Raw genomic sequence first — 17,752 nt, 5'->3', positions numbered from 1 at the left:
ATTCCGAACCCGGAAGCTAAGCCTTACAGCGCCGATGGTACTGCAGGGGGGACCCTGTGGGAGAGTAGGACGCCGCCGAACAATCTTTCAGAAGAGCCCCCATCCGGATCCCGGATGGGGGCTCTTCGCATTTTAAGGTAAGCCCAATGAACCGGGGTTGCTTCGACCACCGGCAGGTAGTCCTAGGTCCACCTCGAGATTGGGGTGCCATGGCCAATGTGCCTGGCGGGCGGTTCCTGAACACTGATGGAGGACGATCGGTACCGGCATCAGGAGCTTCCCGTGACAACAGTGAGTCGTACGAGCGGCACGTCCGTACGTGCTCGGGCCCAGGCGGCCTTCGCGGCCGGCGGTGAGGGGCTGGCGCGGCTCGTCGTGGTGGTGTTGGCCGCCGTGCCGGGGGCGGTGCTGCCGGTGGGCGCCGCGCTCTTCGCGGGGGTGGTGACGTCCCAGTTCCTGCAGGAGTACGACCTGGAGGTCTTCTTCGCCCTGCTGGTGGCAGCGGCTGTCGGCGTCGTCGTGGCGGCCGCCAACATCCGCCGCACCGCGAACCGTACGCGCGGGCAGCTGGAGCGCTGGTTCGGCGTACGCCTGCCGGCGGTGTACGAGCCGCGGCCGGGGCTGGAGTTGGACGATCGCGGGCACTGGTGGACGGGGTACTCGTATCACCGCTCGCGGACGGTGGCGAAGTACGCGCAGCTGGTCCACTGGGGCCTGCGGGACCGGACCACCCGTGGCGAGCTGGCCTGGCTGGCCGTGAACCCCTTCCTGACGCTGGCCCTGGCCGGGCCGGTGGTCGCCCTGCTCGTGCTGGGGGTGACCTTCATCCCGGCGGGGTCGGTGCCCACGCACGGGTTCGGCCTGCTGAGCCCGCGCATGGAGTCGATCCTGCTGAGGATCGTGTTCGGGGTCGCCATGATCGTCGTCGGGATTCTCGCGGCACCGTTCGGGGTGCGCGCGTACGCGGAGGCGGCCCGCCGGGTGCTGGACCAGGACGGCCGGGCGACGAACGCCCAGCTGACCAGGCGGGTGGCTGAGCTGACCGAGACGCGGGCGGACGCGGTGGGCAACCAGGCGGCCGAACTGCGGAGGATCGAACGGGACCTGCACGACGGCGCGCAGGCGCGGCTGGTCGCGATCGGGATGACCCTGGGCACCATCGAGCACCTGATGGACACCGACCAGGAGGCCGCGCGGGAGCTCCTCGCCGAGGCCCGGCAGTCCTCGGCCCGGGCCCTGCAGGAGCTGCGGGACCTGGTCCGGGGCATCCACCCGCCGGTGCTCGCCGAGCGCGGACTGGGCGACGCCGTCCGGGCCCTGGCGCTGGACAGCGCGCTGCCGACCGAGGTGTTCGTCAGCCTGCCGGACCGGCCGCCGGCACCGGTGGAGGCAGCCGTGTACTTCAGCATCTGCGAGCTGCTGGCCAACGCGGCCAAGCACTCGGGGGCGGACCAGGTGTGGGTGGACATCCTGTACCGGGCCGGCTTGCTGCGGGTCACGGTGACGGACGACGGCGTGGGCGTGGCCGATCCTTCGCGGGGGACCGGACTGCGTGGAATCGAGAAGCGATTGGGTACCTTCGACGGTGTCCTCGCCATTGACAGCACGTCGGGCGGTCCCACCACCATCACCTTGGAGTTGCCGTGCGGGTTGTCCTCGCCGAGGACCTCTACCTCCTTCGCGAAGGCCTGATCAGGCTGTTGGAAGCGCACGGCTTCACCGTTGTCGCGGCGGTGGAGACGGGGCCCGAGCTGCTGGAGGCGCTGCTCACCCACCGCCCGGACGTGGCCGTGGTCGACGTCCGGCTGCCCCCGACGCTCACCGACGAGGGGCTGCAGGCGGCGCTCAAGGCCCGCCGGGAGATCCAGGGCTTGCCCGTCCTGGTGCTGTCGCAGCACGTCCAGCAGCTGTACGCGCGGGAGTTGCTGGCCGACGGCACCGGCGGGATCGGTTACCTGCTGAAGGACCGGGTGTTCAACGCGGGGCAGTTCATCGACGCGGTCCGCCGGGTGGCGGCGGGCGGGACGGCGATGGACCCGGACGTGATCGCCAAGCTGATGCAGACCACCTCGCGCCGGCCGGGTCCGCTGCTGCGGCTGTCCCCGCGCGAGCGCGAGGTGCTGGAGCTGATGGCCGAGGGCTGTTCCAATTCGGCGATCGCCGCCCGCCTTTCGGTGAGCGACGGCGCGGTGGCCAAGCACATCGCCAACATCTTCACCAAGCTCGAACTCGCCCCGGACGAGGACGCCAACCGCCGGGTCCTGGCCGTGCTGGCCTACCTCAACGGGACGGCGGGGCAAAGCAGCTGACGGTCCGGCCGGTCCGGAGGGGCAGGTCGACGCGGGCCGCGACTTTTGTTGTGCCGCCGCCCGTGACACCCCAGGCTGCGGGAACGCTTAAACAGGTGTACGAGTAAACTCCGGTGGGCCGAGCCCGGAGGTTGCTCAGCCGTCCGGCGGCCCGACCAGCGGGAACCGGCAGTCGAGGCAGCGTACGGCCGCAGCCGACATCCAGGGGTTGATAGACGTAATGGCACGCCCAACGCTCACCAAGGCCCATCGGGGCCTGCTCGGCCTGGTCGCGGCCGGCGCCTGCCTCATCTCGGGCATCGGTTTCGCGGGCTCGTACAACGCGGTGCGCGAGCTGGCCCTGGAGAAAGGTTTCGGCGCCTTCTCCTACGCCTTCCCGATCGGCGTCGACGCGGGCATCGTCGTGCTCCTCGCGCTCGACCTGGTGCTGACCTGGCTGCGGATCCCCTTCCCGATGCTGCGGCAGACCGCCTGGCTGCTGACCGTCGCCACCATCGCCTTCAACGCGGCCGCCTCCTGGGGCGACCCGCTCGGCATGGGGATGCACGCCGTCATCCCGGTGCTCTTCGTCGTCGTGGTCGAGGCCTCCCGCCACGCGGTCGGCCGGATCGCGGCGATCACGGCGGACCGCCACATGGAATCGGTCCGGGTGATGCGCTGGCTCCTGTCCCCGGTGCCGACCTTCCGGCTCTGGCGGCGGATGAAGCTCTGGGAGCTCCGCTCCTACGAGGAGGTCATCCGGCTGGAGCAGAACCGACTGGTCTACCGGGCGCAGCTGCGCTTCCGCTACGGCCGCGGCTGGCGCCGCTCGGCGCCGATCCAGGCGCTGCTGCCGCTCAAGCTCGCCAAGTTCGGCGTACCGCTGGACCCGGCGCTGCTCGACCGGCTGGACGACGAGGGCCGCGAGCGCGAGGCCAAGGATGCCCTGACGGTGCAGGAGCCGCAGGGGCTCGCGTCCCAGGAGGGCCGCACCGCCGCCATCGCTCCGGCGGGAGCCGCCCCGGCCGGTCCGCCGCAGCAGCTGCAGCCCACGCTGCAGGCGCCGCACACTCAGCAGGTCCAGCAGGTCCAGCAGGTCCAGCAGGCCCAGCAAGCCTGGCAGGCCCCCGAGCCCCAGCAAGCCCAGCCCCAGCAGCCCCAGCCCCAGGCGGAAGCCCCCGCGGCCGTCGCACCGCTGCCCGCCGAGGTGGCCGCGCCCATGCTGGCGAAGCTGGCGGCCGTTCGGCTGCGTGCCGCACAGGAGCCGGAGGAGGCGCCGGACGCGGCCCCGCAGCCGCGCCACGAGGAGCTGAACGTCTGGACCGAGCGCCCGGTCCGTACCACCGGTCACCCTGCCGACGCCGCCCCGGGCGGGCGGGTGCCCGGCCAGGCCTCGCCCTGGTTCAAGCCTCCGCGCCCCTCGGCCGAGGAGCCCGTCCCTGCCGCTGCCTCCCCTGCCGCTGTGCCCGCTGCCGCGTCCCAGCCGCAGGCCCAGCACCCGGCCGCCCCGCAGCAGGCGGGCCGACCCGTCGAGCCGCAGCAGCAGCACCAGCAGCCCCGCGAGGCCCGGCAGTCGGAGCATCCGGCCCAGCCGGACGCGCCGGTTCCGGCCGAGGAGCCCGTCCAAGCCGGGCAGTCCGAACCCCTCCCGGCGTCCTCGCGTCTCGACCCGGACCTCGCCTACGAGGCGCTCGTCACGTACATGGACAACCACGGCCACCAGCCCGACCCGCAGCGCCTCGCCGACTGGCTGACCAGGGAGTACGGCGTCGCGGGCAAGGGCCCCGACGGCTCGGTCCACCCCAAGGAGGTCGCCGAGCTGTACCCGGAGCTGCGCGACCGCTACGCCGCCGCCGGGAGGGACTGACCGGAGCGGGGCCCGCCGTCCAGCGCTCGGTCGGCCATTGACGCCCGACCTCGCCGGAGCTACCTTCACCTCAACAAATTGTTGAAGTGCTGGTTCGGCGTGGAGGAGTGCGGATGTCGCAGGTCGAGGTCGACGGAAGCGGGCCGACGGACGGGGCCTCCTTCTCCGCTGCCGCCCGAGCCGCCGTGGAGGCGCTGCTCGCCCCGGTCGACGCCGACCTGGCGCGCCGCTACCCGGGCGACTCCGGGACCAGGCAGCCGGTGCACACCGTCTACGTTCCGGCCGATGCCTTCGCCGCCGACACCGTACGGGAGTGGGGCCGTCAGGCCCTGGCGACCTTCGACACCCACGCCGGCACCCCCGCCGAGCTGGCCCGCGCCCTCGGCGTCGCCGACGACGAACTGCTCGCCGACGTGCACGCCCGGGTCCGCGCCAAGCTGGAGCGCGAGCCGATCGAGGACCTGCGGATCGACTTCGAGGACGGCTACGGCCCCCGCCCCGACGCGGAGGAGGACGCGGCCGCCGTCCGGGCCGCCGAACTGGTCGCCGCGGCCGTGGCCGAGGGCAGCGCCCCGCCGTACATCGGCATCCGGATCAAGTGCATGGAGGCGGCGGTCCGCGCCCGCGGCATCCGCACCCTGGAGCTGTTCCTGGCCACCCTGCCGGCGGCCGGCGGCCTGCCGGAGGGCCTGGTCCTGACCCTGCCCAAGGTCACCTACGCCGAGCAGGTCACCGCGCTGGTCCGGCTGCTGGAGGACTTCGAGCGCCGGGCCGGGCTGCCCGCCGGCCGGATCGGCTTCGAGATCCAGATCGAGACCACCCAGGCCATCCTCGGCCCGGACGGCCGGGCCACCGTCGCCCGGATGATCGAGGCCGCCGAGGGCCGCGCCACCGGCCTGCACTACGGCACCTTCGACTACAGCGCGGCCTGCGGCGTCAGCGCCGCCCACCAGAGCATGGACCACCCGGTCGCCGACCACGCGAAGGCGGTCATGCAGGTGGCCGCGGCCGGCACCGGGGTCCGGCTCTCCGACGGTTCGACCAACGTCATCCCGACCGGCTCCACCGAGCAGGTGCACGCCGCCTGGAAGCTCCACCACGACCTGGTCCGCCGCTCACTGGCCCGCGCCTACTACCAGGGCTGGGACATGCACCCGGCGCACCTGCCGACCCGCTACGTCGCGGTGTACTCCTTCTACCGCGAGGGCCTGGCGGCCGCCGCCGCCCGGCTGACCGCCTACGTCGCCAAGGCGGGCGGCGACGTGATGGACGAGCCGGCCACCGCCCGGGCGCTCAGCGGCTACCTGCTGCGCGGCCTGGACTGCGGAGCCGTCGACCTCGCCGAGGTCACCGCGCTGACCGGCCTGGACCGCGAGCAACTGGACGCCCTGTCCGGCCGCTGAACCGAGGCCGCTGCCGCCGGGAACGACCGTTCCCGAGAACGACCGTTCCCCGGAACCGACGTTCCCGGGTCGCCGACCCCGCGGCCGCTGATCGCTGCGCCCGTGCGCCAACTAGGCTGGCGGTGCCGCCCCGGCAACCCGGGGCGCGCCGCCAGCCTTCGCCGTTCCCGGGAGAACCACCGCGCCATGTCCGCCACGCCGGAGCCCACCGCCAGGCCGTACCTCACCATCCGGCGGGCCGGCAGCCACGAGATCGAGATCAAGAAGTCCCGGTTCATCTGCCACCTCGCCCGGGTTACCGACGAGGAGGAGGCGCAGGCCTTCATCGCCGGCATCCGCAAGCAGTACTGGGACGCCCGGCACAACTGCACCGCGTTCGTGGTCGGCGACGAGCAGCGCCGCGAGCGCTCCAGCGACGACGGCGAGCCCGGCGGCACGGCCGGGGTGCCGATGCTGGAGGTGCTGCGCCGACGCGGCCTGACCGACACGGTCGCCGTGGTCACCAGGTACTTCGGCGGGATCAAGCTCGGTGCGGGCGGCCTGGTGCGGGCGTACGGGAACGCGGTGTCGGAAGCGGTGGACGGGATCGGCCTGCTGGAGCGACGGCCGGTCGCGCTGCTCGCGGTGACGGTGGACCACGTCCGGGCCGGGCGGGTGGAGAACGACCTGAGGGCGGCCGGGTACACGGTGAGCGACCTGGCGTACGAGGCAGCCGGGGTGCGGATCGAAGTGGGCGTGCCGGAACCCGAGGTGGCAGCCTTCCACACCTGGCTGGCCGAGGCGACCGGGGGCACCGCGACGGGGATCCCGGCCGGTCGCACCTACGTCGAGGTGCCGGTCTGACGGTCCCGCCCGGCAGCGCCGCCCGGCGGGGTCGGCGGGCGGGGTCGGCGGGCGGGGTCGATGGGCGGGGTCGATGGGCGCAGTCGGCGCGCCTGGATTGGGAGACACATCCGGCCACATCGCCGCCGGCCCGTTTGGGTGTCCCGAGGGGCCTGCCCTAGGCTGAACCGGCCGTCGGCCAGGCGCCGCCCGGCAACCTCAGGACGCCTCCAGGAAGCCGTCGCGATGCCCGTCGTCCAGACCATCACCCTGCCTCCGGGCGCCGACACCGGCTGGCACTACCACCCGGGCCGGGTCGACGTGGTGGTGCTCTCCGGGACGCTGACCCGGACCCTGCACGACGGCCGGGTCGAGGTCAGCCGCGCCGGTGACTCCCTGGTCGAGGAGGCGGGGCCGGTCCACATCCACCTCGGCCGCAACCTCGGGACCGAACCCGTGGTACTGATCGCGAACTACGCCGCCCCGGCGGGCTGTCCGCTGGCCGTACCGGTCACGGAACCCGCCTGGAGCCGCAGCTCAGCCGGGCCTGCCGGAGCCTGAGTGAGGTTCCGGAGGATCCGGACGGGACAGCCCGTACGCGTCGCCCGCGCCGCTCGCACGGGCGGCGTCGCGTAGCCCAGGCTCCGCGCCACGCGGAAGACGGCTTGAACAGATTCACCCGAACGTAGGGTCATGGCCCGGACTTGGAACTTCCGCTCCGGGCCGTGGCGTTTCCTGGGCAAGGATCCGGCAGAACCGGACGAAACCCATCGATGGAGGACACAGGACCCCACCCCGCACCACGGAGGTATGCGCATGACCTCAGACCGCTGGACTCCAGACCGTTCGACCTCGACTCGCCCGACCTCGAACCGCTCCCGCTCGCACGCCGGTGCCGATCTCCCCGGCCCGCGCGGTCCCGCGACGCCCTACCGGATGACCGTCACCACGGCTCTCCCGCACGCCGAGGCGCTCGCCCTGGCCGACGAACAGCTCGCCTCCTGGCTGAAGCAGGAGGGTTGCGAGGAGCCCCCGCCGGCCGTTCACGCCCCCGCCGGCCTGCCCCTCACCGGCCAATCGTTTGCCGGACAACCCTTCGCTGGGCAACCCCCCGCCGCACCGGCGTTCGACGCACCGCCCCCCGAAGGCCCGGGGCTCGCCGAGCGCCTCCGCCTGGGCGAGCGCGTCCTGCTCGACCGTGACCACGGCCCGCTGCGCGGTGGCCCGGGCGCCGGCCGCTACGACCGCCGCCGCCTGCGCACCCCGGCCCCGCACGGCACCCGGCAGCTCACGCTCACCGTGGCCACCGGCGCCGACGGCCTCACCTGGGTCCGGCTGGAGGCCGAGACGCACAGCACCGGCAGCGGCGTGCGGACCCCGTGCCGGGTGCCGGTGCCCGAGCTGGCCCGCTCGCTGCTGCCGCTGCTCGACGCCACCGACGGCCCGGCCGCCGTCCACTCCTCACCCCGGGTGATCACGGCCGACGGGGTGGACGCCCTGATCGACGAGCTGTGCGACCCGGAACGCCGGCTGCCCACCGTGGTCGCCAGCGTCCCGGTGAACCTCCCGCTCGACCGCTGGGTGGAGGACGTGGTCGGCCCGCTCTGCCACCAGCTGCCCGGCCTCGCCACCGCCTACGTGCTGGATCCCGGCGCCCGCACCGGGTTCAACGTCGCGCTGGAGTACCACACCGTCTACGGCGGGGCGGTGCGCACCTACCTGCCCGAGGTCGACCCGGCCTCCCGGCAGGACGGCGCGCGGCATCCGGTGCTCGCCCGAGGCCGAATAGAAGAGGACCCGCGCCGCGCCGCCGGGCTGCTCGCCCGCGAACCGCGCCGCCTCGCCGCCGACCAGCCACTGCCGCCGCCGCTGGCGGCCGTCCCGGTGCTTCGCGTCCCGCCGCCGCTCCGCCCGGCCGCCGGGCAGGCCGTCGTCCGAGCCGAACTGGCCGACCTGGCCCACGAGGAGCAGCAGGACCGCGCCGATCAGCAGGCCAGGGCCGACGAGCTGGAGCAGGTCCGGCGCACCCTGCGCCTGGAGCGTCGTGACCGCCGTGACCGCCGAGAGGGGGGCGAGCGGGGGCAGGGCCGGGAGGGCCACGACACCCGGGACGCTCGGGAGGGCCGGCTCCGCCCCGGGGCCCGCTCCCTGACCGGCCGCCACTGCACCGCGTCGGGCACCGGCCAGGCCCTCGGGCAGCGCGCCGTCGCCCAGCCCGCCGAGCGCTGCGGAAAACCCGAGAGCTTCACCGAACTCATCGCCAGACTGGGCGAGTTCCCGCTGCTGAGCTTCACCGGGGACCAGAAGGCCGCACTCGCCCTGGACGAGCTCCAGCGCACCGGCGCCGGGTGGGCCCGGCTCGCCTGGGACGGCCTGACCGCCCTTCAGGAGTACGCCGAGGCGGCCGTGCGGGGCACGGCCGGCGGGGACTTCAAGCAGTGGTGCGAGCACACCCCGACGGGCTGCCACCGCTTCCCGCCCCGCAAGGCGGTGCGAGGGGAGTCCCGGACGGTGTTCAGCCACACCAAGTGGAAGCGCGAACGGATGCTGCCGGTGCCGGAATGCGTGGACGCCTCCCGGCGCGCGTTCATGGGCGCGCACCTGCGGATCGGCGGAGGCCGCACCGCGCCCCGGCTGCACTACCTGGACGATTGCTCCGGCAGCGGCCGGATCTACGTCGGCTACATCGGTCTGCACCTGACCAACACCCGGACCAACTGACCGGCTTGGCTGACCGCCGCGCCCGTTCGGTGGACAATGTCCGGCAGGGGGTGGGTCCGCGCGTTCGCCGACCGCCCCGGGCAGGCGCCGGACGAGCATGGGGGAACGACGACCGATGCAGCACTCAGCAGACGGCCGGTCCGACGGCACCACCACCGTCCGGGTCCCCCAACCGGGCTTCCTCGCCTCGGTCTTCCGCGACCTCGGTGTCGACGAGTCCCCGGCGCCGGACGGCGCCGCCACCGGTCGCCCCGGCGGGGGCCCGGCCGGTGACGGCCCGTCCGTCCCGGGCCCCGCCGGCGGCGCCGATCCCGACGCCGCCGACCCGGGCACGGCCGATCCCGGCACGGCCGACCCCGGCTCGGTCGATCCCGGCGCGGTCGACCCGGAAGAGGCCGTTGCGGCGCACGCCCGGGCCGCCGCCCTGACCCACCACCGCACGGTCACCGTGCGGGCCGAGCACGACCGGCTGACCGACCTGCTGCGGCGGGCCGCCCTGCCCGTCTCGGCCATGGACTTCGAGAGCCAGCTGCGCCACTACGAGGCCCGCCCCTACCCGGCCGACGGCCCCGGCGTCGCCGGCGTCCCGGAGCCCCGCTGGGAGGACTTCACGCCCGCCGAGCCTGCCTCCGCCGACCCCGAGCGCGGCCCGTCCCGCCGCCTGCTGGACTCCGGCTACCAGCGCGAACTGGCCCAGGCCCGGCTCTCCCACCAGCGCGCCCTGCGGGAGTGGCGCACCCGTCGGGCAGAGGCCGGCAGCCCGGCCGCCGACGAGTCCCGGCGCGCCCACGAGGCGGCCGAGGAGGCCCGCGCCCGCGCCGTGCGCGAGTACAACGAGAGCCTGGAGGAGTGCCGACGGGCCTACCGGCTGGCCGAGCCGGCCGCCGTGGAGTCACTACTGGAGCGGGCGCTGGCCGCCGCCGAGACCGCGACCCAGGACCTGCCCGCCCCCTGCCGGGCCGTGTTCCGCCCGCTCACCCGCACCGCCGTGCTGGACCTCGACCTGCCGCCGCTCGACCTGGTGCCCTCGCTCACCGGCTACCGGCTCGCCCCCGACGGCGACATCGTCCCGGTGCCGCGACCGCCGGCCGACCGGGCCACCGACTACCTGCGACTGGTCGCCCGGCTCGCCCTGCGTGCCCTACAGGCCGCCGACGCCGTCGACACCGACGAGATACTCGCCGGCGTCGTCCTCAACGGGTGGCTGCGCGAGCCCGGCGCGGCCGAGCCGCTCTGCCTGGTCAGCGTGGACGCCGACCGCGACGCGCTGGCCCGCACCCGGCTGCTGCCGCCGGAAACCGCGTACGAGGAGCGCGACGACGAGGGCGTCTACGCCGACTCCGAGCAGGACGAGGCCCTCGTCCGGCTGCGTCAGCTCGGCGCCGCCGTCACCCCGGACCCGTACGACCGGGCGGGCGTCCAGCCGGCCGCCCAGGCCGGGGCCACGGTGCCGGCCGCGCCCGACCTGTCCGCCAACGAGTTCGCCCAACTGGTGCGCGACCTGCTCACCCGGGGCGGGATCGCCGACTGGAGCGTCCGGCTGCGCGGACCGGCCGGGCTGGTGGCCACCGGCGCGGGCGCCCCCGGCAGCGCGCTGCCCGGCCGCTGGGTGGTCTGGGCCTCCCGGGGCCCCGAACCGGTCACCGCGGAGCAGATCACCACGCTGGCCGAGGCGGTCCGTGAGGAGTCCGCCGAGCGCGGCCTGCGGTTGACCACCGGCCGCTTCACCGACGAGGCCCTTGACCTCACCGCCGACGAGAGCCACCGTCACATCCACTTGGTCGACGGCGACGGAGTCCGCGAACTCGCCCGCACCCACCTCGGCCTGCCGCTCGCCGCCGGCCGCTGACCGTCCCCACCTGCCGGGACCACCCCGACGGCCCATCCGGCGGGCGCCCCACCAGGCCCGGACCGAGGCTGAGGAGCGGGCCCCGTCCGCGCCCGGCACCCCGGTCGACAACAGTCGAACGGCCGTCCGGTACGGTCGGCGGTCGGCCCGGTCACGGGCGGACCCCAGGGGGAGAGGAATGGGCAGAGCGCTCGGCAGACCACACGGCGGCACCGGCCAACCGGCCGCACCTGCGGCGGAGACGGCCCGATGACCGCCGTCCTGGTCGCCGCCGGGGCGTTCCTGATGACGCTGATCGGCGGCTTCGTCGCCCAGCGCACGGGCGACCGCCGCCACCTCGTGCTCGGCTTCGCGGCCGGCCTGATGCTCGGCGTGGTCGCCTTCGACCTGCTGCCCGAGGCGATCCACCAGGCGCCGGGCGAGGTGCACGGTGTGCCGCAGGCGCTGCTGATGTTCGCGGCCGGCTTCCTTGCCATCCACGTGGTCGAACGCGCGGTCGCCATCCACCGCGGCCACGAGGGCGAGTACGCCGAGCACACCCACGGCGGCCACCACCACGGACACGCCCACACCGCCGGGCACCAGGGCGTCGGGCTGACCGCCGCACTGGCCCTGGTCGGGCACAGCGTGATGGACGGCTTCGCGATCGGCGCCGCCTTCCAGGCCGGCACCACGGTCGGCACGGTCGTGGCCATCGCGGTCGTCGCACACGACTTCGCGGACGGCTTCAACACGTACACGATCACCCGGTTGTACGGGAACAACCGGCGGCGGGCGCTGACGCTGCTCGCGGCCGACGCGGTGGCCCCGGTGTCCGGTGCCGCGATCACCCTGGCGTTCACCATCCCGGAGCACATGCTCGGCCTCTACCTGGGCTTCTTCTCCGGCTTCCTGCTCTACCTGGCGACCTCCGACATCCTCCCCGAAGCCCACAGCCCGCACCCCTCGCGCAGCACCCTGCTGTGCACCGTCGCCGGGGTCGGCTTCATGTGGCTGGTGCTCGGCTTCGCCAAGTAGGACCGCTGAGGCGACCGGGGCCGCCGAGGGCCAGGGCCGGGGCCGGGGCTGCCGAGGGCTACCGCCGGCTCTGCCCCGTCCCCGTACGCCCCTGCTCCTGCTCCTGCAGCCGACCCCAGCACTTCCGCATCGAGGCCAGCGCCTCCGTGATGGCCGGCCGCCGGGAGGCCTGGGAGCGCCAGAGCGCGAAGACCCGGCGGCTCGGCTCCGGCGTCACCCGGCGGGCCGTCACCCCGGGCGGCAGCGGCCCCCGTCCGAGCCTCGGCACCAGGCCCATCCCGAGACCGGCCGCGACCAGCGCGATCTGGGTCTCGAACTCGCCGACCTGGTAGCGCACGTCCGGCTCCTCACCGGCCTCGCGCAGGGTGCGGACCAGCCAGTCGTGGCAGATGTTGCCCGGCGGCACGCTGATCCAGCGCTGCCCGCACAGCCGTTCCACCGGCACCGGGTCGAGCGCGGCCAGCTCGTCGCCGGCGGGCAGCAGCAGGTCCACCGGGTCCGTCCCGAGGTCCATCCGGGCGACCCCGTCCTGCACCGGCAGCGGCACGGTCGGCCAGTCCTGCACCAGAGCCAGATCCACCTCGCCCCGGGCCACCAGATCGGCCGCCGGGTACGGATCGCGCTCCAGCAGCCGCACGTCGAGCTCCGGGCAGCGCCGCCGCAGATCGGCGAGCACCCCGGGCATCAGCCCTCGCGCACCGGACGCGAACGCGGCCACCAGCAGCCGGCCGACCGCCTGGCCGCGCTGCTCCTCCAGCCGTACCTCGGCCTGCTCCACCAGCCCCAGCACGGTCTGCGCGGTGGCGGCCAGCTCGCGCGCCGCGTCGGTCAGCACCACGCCCCGGCCCTGCCGCTCCAGCAGCACCGTCCGGGTCTCCCGCTCCAGCTTGGCGATCTGCTGCGAGACCGCCGAGGGCGTGAACCCGAGCGCGGCCGCCGCCCCGCCGACCGAGCCGTGCACCGCCACCGCGTGTAGCGCCCGCAGGCGCCCCAGATCCATCATGCAGTGATCCTAAAGTGTCCTCTTCAGAATTCATCGCTAGTGCTACACGGTCCCGCGCCACCATGCTCGACCCATGACCGCGACACCCGCCGCCGCGAGCGGCACGAGCAGCACGACCACGAGCGGCAGCAGCACGAGCGGTACGGGCATGAGCGCGCCCCACATCGCGCTGGCCGTCCTGGTGGCCGCCATCTGGGGCCTCAACTTCGTCCTGATCCATGTTGGCCTCGACAACTTCCCGCCGCTGCTCTTCTGCGCCCTGCGATTCGCCGTCGTCGCCGTGCCGGCGGTCTTCTTCGTCGGCCCGCCCAAGGTGGCCTGGCGCTGGGTGGTGGCGGTCGGCGTGGTCCTCGGGGTGGTCAAGTTCGGGCTGCTCTTCCTCGGCATGCACGCCGGGATGCCCGCCGGCCTCTCCTCCCTGGCGCTCCAGGGGCAGGCCGGCTTCACCGCGCTGTTCGCCGCCGTGCTGCTGCGCGAACGCCCCGGCGGGCACCGGCTCCTGGGCCTGGCGATCGCCTTCGCGGGCATCGCGCTGAGCGCGTACGACCAGGGCGCCGGCGGCCCGCTGGGTGCCTTCGCGCTGGTCGTCCTGGCCGCCGTCGCCTGGGGTCTGGCCAACGTGCTGACCCGCAAGGCGGCGCCGCCGGACGCGCTGCGCTGGATGGTCTGGGTCAGCGCCGTCCCGCCGCTGCCACTGCTCGGCCTGTCCCTGCTGGTCGAGGGCCCGGAGGCGGACCTGCGCGCGCTGCGCGAGATCACCCCCGCCGGGCTCGGCGCGATCGGCTACGTCGGGCTCGTCTCCACCCTGCTGGGTTTCGTCGCCTGGAGCTTCCTGCTGCGCAGCTACGACGCCACCGCCGTCGCGCCCTACTCGCTGCTGGTGCCGGTGTTCGGGATGTCCTCGGCCTGGCTGCTGCTCGGCGAGCGGGTCAGCCCGACGGCCGCCGCGGCCGCGCTGCTGGTGATCGCCGGGATCGGGATCACCGCGCTGCGTCCGGGGGCGTCGAGCGCCGCGGCGGCCCGGCTGCGAGGAACCGGGCCTCGGCGGAGCGCAGCACTCGCAGCAGCACCTCCTCGTCGGCGGGGCTGACCTCACCGAAGTACTCCTGCGCCACCTCGTCCCGGACCTGCCCGATCCGTTCCACGGCCGCGCGGCCGGCCTCGGTCAGCAGGATCCGCACGGCCCGCCGGTCGGCCGGGTCGGGGCTGCGCTCGACCAGGCCGGCCTCCTCCAGCGCGTCGACCACGGTGGTGGCCGAGCGCGGGGCGATGTGCAGCTTGTCGGCGAGGTCGCTCAACCGCATCGCGTGGTCCGGCGTCTCGCAGCCCGGCACGTGGGCGAGGGTGCGCAGCGCTCGGGCCTGGCCGGGGGTGATGCCGTACGGCTCCAGCCGCCGGCCGGTCTGGCGGCGGATCCGTTTGATCGCCCGGGTCATCGCGTCCGCCAGTTCGGCGGTGGAGTCGGTGGAGTCGGTGGAGTCGGTGGAGTCGGCGGCGTCGGCGGAGCGGGGGGAGTCGGGCGGAGAGTCGAGGGAGCCGGGCCGGGGGTCGGAGGAGGGGCCCGCCGGGTCGTTGGTCGGCGTGGTGGTCATCGGCGGTCTCCTCGGCTGGGGTCCGGCCAAGCGTAGCGACCGGGTCCGGCGCTCTCGGTGGTCGGCCGACGAGGGTCGGGAAAATATGTTGAGCTTAGCTCAGTATCTGGGCTAGCGTAGGGCGAGTGAGGGGACCCTAAGTTCCCTCCCCGACCCTGGAGCCCCCATGCCCATTTCCACCGCACGTGTCGCCACCGACCGCCCCGGCCGCTACGCCAAGCAGCTCGCCGCCCACATGGGGCGCAAGATCGAGGCCGCCTACTCCGAGGAGACCGGCCGCGGCACCCTCGTCTTCAGCGCCGGCACCGCCACCCTGGAGGCACAGCCCGACGCCCTGCTACTCACCGTCGAGGGCGAGCGCGACAACCTGCCCGGCCTGGAGGACGTCGTCGGCCGCCACCTCGTCCGCTTCGGGGTCCGCGACGAACTCGTCGTCGAATGGCAGCGCGACAACGGCGAGGCGGGCCTGGTTCACCGCAACGAGGACCCCGAGGCCTGACGCCTCCCGATCCCGGCACCAGGCCGGGGCAGCCACCGGTCGAGCGGCCACACCACCAGGACGGCCAGGCACCAGCCGGCCGCCACGTCCAACAGCCAGTGGAAGTCGCTCCACACCAGCCCCGCGCCCACCCCGAGCGCCAGCAGCGCCGCGCCCGCCGCCAGCCCCTGGGCGGCGCGCGGCCCCGACACCCGGGCCAGCAACAATGCCGCCACCCCGTACGAGATCGCGGCGGTCGCGGTGTGCCCGGACGGGTACCAGCCCCACTGCCCCGGCGTCAGCGGATCCCCGAGCGGACCCGGCCGGGCGAAGGCCGCCTTCGCCGGCACCACCAACAGCGGGATCAGCCCCGCCGTCAGCACCGCCACCGGCAGCGGCAGCCACCAGCGACCGGCAGCCCCGGCCCGGCGGCACCGCCAGGCGGCCAGTGCGCCGGCCAGCAGCAGCACCGGGATCGCCGGGACGCTGCTGCCCAGGTCCGACAGGGCGTGGCCGAGGTGGTCGAGCAACGCGTTCGGGACGTCGTGGCGTGCTGTGTGCACGGCCCGACGGATCCAGCGGTCCAGCCCGAGCAGCGGCCCGTCCACCGCCACCTGCCACGACACCGCCAGCAGCACCACCGCCGCCACCACCGGCACGGCCACCGACCGCGCCGCCCTGGCGGCGCGATCTGCCCCGGCCGTGCGATCCGCCCCAGCCGTCCGCGCCGTCCGCTCCGGGACAAAGGACAGCCGCCCCGGAGCAGGGGGGAGAGCTCCGGGGCGGCTCTGATGATCGCCGTTCCGCGCGCCCCGGGGGGTGTGGGTCGGACGGTCGGTCGATCGGCCTGCGGTATGCGCCGCCCCTCCCGGGGTGGCCTGGTTGTCCTCGCGGGGCACACGCGGACCCGCCCCCGAGGGAGGCTCCGCGGACGACTCCGCCAATGGCTGAGGCTCGCTGTCCATCTGCGATGACACTACGTCAACAGCCCTTCCGCGCCGAGCGCCTTCAGCGATTCCGCACATCATCTTCACCCCGCCCCGGGCAACCTCCCGAGCCCTCCGTCGATCATGCCCGGCCACCGCACCGAGCCGCCGCGCCGGGCCCGCGCACGGCCTCCGAACACAACCGAACGGCCCGTGCGGACCAGAGGTCCCCACGGGCCGTTCAGCGCTGTCCGGACATCCCTCCGGCAGGCAGATGGCGCCTGGATCAGGCGGCGGTGACACCCTGGAGCGCGAAGGCGCCCTCGATGATGTCCAGACCCTCCTCGAGCAGGTGCTCCGGGATCACCAGCGGCGGCAGGAAACGCAGCACGTTGCCGTAGGTGCCGGCGGTCAGGACCACCAGGCCCTCGGCGTGGCAGGCCTTCGCCACGGCGGCGGTGACCTCCGCGTTCGGCTCCTTGGAGCCCGGCTTCACCAGCTCGATCGCGATCATCGCGCCGCGGCCGCGGACCTCGCCGATCACGTCGAACTTCTCCTGCATCGCCCGCAGGCGGCCCAGCATGACCTCGCCGATCCGCTGCGCCTTGCCGTTGAGGTCCTGCTCCTTCATGGTCTCGATGGAGCCCAGCGCGGCGGCGCACGCCACCGGGTTGCCACCGTAGGTGCCGCCCAGGCCACCCGCGTGCGCGGCGTCCATGATCTCGGCCCGGCCGGTCACCGCGGCCAGCGGCAGACCACCGGCGATGCCCTTGGCCGTGGTGATCAGATCCGGGACGATGCCCTCGTCGTCACACGCGAACCACTGGCCGGTACGGCAGAAACCGGTCTGGATCTCGTCCGCGACGAACACGATGCCGTTCGCCTTCGCGTACTCCACGATCGCCGGCAGGAAACCCTTGGCCGGCTCGATGAAGCCGCCCTCGCCCTGAATCGGCTCGATGATGATCGCCGCGACGTTCTCGGCACCGATCTGCTTGTTGATCATGTCGATCGCCTGCGCGGCGGCCTCGGCGGCGCAGTTCTCCGCGCCGGTCAGCCAACGGTAGGGGTAAGCCACCGGCACCCGGTAGATCTCCGGGGCGAACGGGCCGAAGCCCTGCTTGTACGGCATGTTCTTCGCCGTCAGGCCCATGGTGAGGTTCGTGCGGCCGTGGTAGCCGTGATCGAACACCACGACGGCGGTGCGCTTGGTGTAGGCGCGGGCGATCTTCACCGCGTTCTCGACCGCCTCGGCGCCCGAGTTGAACAGCGCGGTGCGCTTCTCGTGGTCACCCGGAGTCAGCTCGTTCAGCTGCTCGGCAACGGCCACGTAACCCTCGTACGGGGTCACCATGAAACACGTGTGGGTGAAGGCGGCCAGCTGCTCGCTCGCCTTGGCCACCACGGCCTCGGCGCTGTTGCCGACATTGGTCACGGCGATGCCGGAGCCGAAGTCGATCAGCGAGTTGCCGTCCACGTCCTCCAGCACACCGCCATTGGCACGGGACACGTACACCGGCAGGGTGGTGCCGACGCCGGCCGCCACCGCACCCAGCTTGCGGGCCTGCAGCTCCTGCGACTTCGGACCGGGGATCGCGGTGACCAGGCGGCGCTCCTGCGGGAGCGGCGTTGCGGCGCTCATGGGGTTTCTCCAGACTTCTCGGCTCGGTGCTTCGCAGGCTACGGCCGCCCTCCCCACCCAGGCATGCGCCACTCGGTAGCAGTGCGCCATCCGACTTGTCCGGCACGGCCAGCCCAGCCGACGCGACTACCCGCAGGCCCCGCT

The 17,752-nt window shown here is 74.1% G+C and carries 15 protein-coding genes and 1 rRNA gene; 12 read left to right on the top strand and 4 right to left on the bottom strand.

What is annotated here, in order from left to right; translation table 11 throughout:
• The 10 genes from rrf to ACZ52J_RS37340 all read left to right on the top strand — a co-directional run.
• Positions 1 to 81, top strand: a 5S ribosomal RNA gene (gene rrf / locus ACZ52J_RS37385); the annotation flags it as partial.
• A gap of 201 nt (positions 82 to 282) precedes the next feature.
• On the top strand, positions 283 to 1,692 hold the full coding sequence (locus ACZ52J_RS37380) for a sensor histidine kinase (protein ID WP_465625272.1): 1,410 nt from the start codon (positions 283 to 285) through the stop codon (positions 1,690 to 1,692).
• The gene (locus ACZ52J_RS37375; RefSeq protein ID WP_360505346.1) at positions 1,644 to 2,309 is read left to right on the top strand and encodes a response regulator transcription factor; all 666 of its coding nucleotides are present in this window, start codon (positions 1,644 to 1,646) and stop codon (positions 2,307 to 2,309) included. Before ACZ52J_RS37380 ends, ACZ52J_RS37375 begins: the two co-directional genes overlap by 49 nt.
• Positions 2,310 to 2,529: 220 nt before the next feature.
• Positions 2,530 to 4,155, top strand: coding sequence for a DUF2637 domain-containing protein (locus tag ACZ52J_RS37370; protein ID WP_465625270.1), 1,626 nt, complete (start codon positions 2,530 to 2,532; stop codon positions 4,153 to 4,155).
• Between the two features lie 113 nt (positions 4,156 to 4,268).
• The gene (locus tag ACZ52J_RS37365) at positions 4,269 to 5,558 is read left to right on the top strand and encodes a DUF6986 family protein (protein ID WP_465625268.1); all 1,290 of its coding nucleotides are present in this window, start codon (positions 4,269 to 4,271) and stop codon (positions 5,556 to 5,558) included.
• Between the two features lie 186 nt (positions 5,559 to 5,744).
• Positions 5,745 to 6,401: a YigZ family protein gene (locus ACZ52J_RS37360; protein WP_360505340.1), complete on the top strand. Its 657-nt coding sequence runs from the start codon at positions 5,745 to 5,747 to the stop codon at positions 6,399 to 6,401.
• Between the two features lie 225 nt (positions 6,402 to 6,626).
• Complete coding sequence (locus ACZ52J_RS37355) at positions 6,627 to 6,941, top strand: cupin domain-containing protein (RefSeq protein ID WP_396290261.1); 315 nt, start codon at positions 6,627 to 6,629, stop codon at positions 6,939 to 6,941.
• 375 nt (positions 6,942 to 7,316) lie between these two features.
• Positions 7,317 to 9,101 carry a hypothetical protein gene (locus tag ACZ52J_RS37350; protein WP_465625265.1) on the top strand — a complete coding sequence of 595 codons (1,785 nt, stop codon included), beginning with the start codon at positions 7,317 to 7,319 and terminating at the stop codon, positions 9,099 to 9,101.
• Positions 9,102 to 9,216: 115 nt separating this feature from the next.
• Positions 9,217 to 10,950: a restriction endonuclease gene (locus tag ACZ52J_RS37345; RefSeq protein ID WP_465625263.1), complete on the top strand. Its 1,734-nt coding sequence runs from the start codon at positions 9,217 to 9,219 to the stop codon at positions 10,948 to 10,950.
• A 249-nt stretch (positions 10,951 to 11,199) separates the two neighbouring features.
• Positions 11,200 to 11,967: a ZIP family metal transporter gene (locus ACZ52J_RS37340; RefSeq protein ID WP_360505334.1), complete on the top strand. Its 768-nt coding sequence runs from the start codon at positions 11,200 to 11,202 to the stop codon at positions 11,965 to 11,967.
• A 58-nt stretch (positions 11,968 to 12,025) separates the two neighbouring features.
• Here ACZ52J_RS37340 and ACZ52J_RS37335 read toward each other — a convergent pair whose 3' ends face one another.
• A complete protein-coding gene (locus ACZ52J_RS37335) occupies positions 12,026 to 12,970 on the bottom strand; it encodes a LysR family transcriptional regulator (RefSeq protein WP_360505332.1) in 945 nt (314 codons plus the stop codon).
• 148 nt (positions 12,971 to 13,118) lie between these two features.
• Here ACZ52J_RS37335 and ACZ52J_RS37330 point away from each other — a divergent pair, with 148 nt between their 5' ends.
• A complete protein-coding gene (locus ACZ52J_RS37330) occupies positions 13,119 to 14,060 on the top strand; it encodes an EamA family transporter (RefSeq protein ID WP_465625278.1) in 942 nt (313 codons plus the stop codon).
• On the opposite strand, the gene ACZ52J_RS37325 is transcribed toward ACZ52J_RS37330, so the two are convergent.
• Positions 13,951 to 14,562, bottom strand: coding sequence for a MarR family winged helix-turn-helix transcriptional regulator (locus tag ACZ52J_RS37325; protein ID WP_465625260.1), 612 nt, complete (start codon positions 14,560 to 14,562; stop codon positions 13,951 to 13,953). The genes ACZ52J_RS37330 and ACZ52J_RS37325 overlap by 110 nt on opposite strands.
• 166 nt (positions 14,563 to 14,728) lie before the next feature.
• Here ACZ52J_RS37325 and ACZ52J_RS37320 point away from each other — a divergent pair, with 166 nt between their 5' ends.
• Entirely contained in the window at positions 14,729 to 15,061 is a 333-nt protein-coding gene (locus tag ACZ52J_RS37320; protein ID WP_360505328.1) for a DUF2218 domain-containing protein, read from the top strand.
• Here ACZ52J_RS37320 and ACZ52J_RS37315 read toward each other — a convergent pair.
• Together ACZ52J_RS37315 and gabT are read right to left on the bottom strand one after the other, a co-directional pair.
• Entirely contained in the window at positions 15,034 to 15,705 is a 672-nt protein-coding gene (locus tag ACZ52J_RS37315; protein ID WP_465625258.1) for a phosphatase PAP2 family protein, read from the bottom strand. The genes ACZ52J_RS37320 and ACZ52J_RS37315 overlap by 28 nt on opposite strands.
• Before the next feature lie 547 nt (positions 15,706 to 16,252).
• Positions 16,253 to 17,608: a 4-aminobutyrate--2-oxoglutarate transaminase gene (gabT, locus tag ACZ52J_RS37310; protein WP_360505324.1), complete on the bottom strand. Its 1,356-nt coding sequence runs from the start codon at positions 17,606 to 17,608 to the stop codon at positions 16,253 to 16,255.
• Between the last annotated feature and the right edge of the window lie 144 nt (positions 17,609 to 17,752).

This window comes from Kitasatospora sp. NPDC034035, from assembly GCF_055575755.1.
This window is presented reverse-complemented; position numbering and strand designations above follow the sequence as displayed.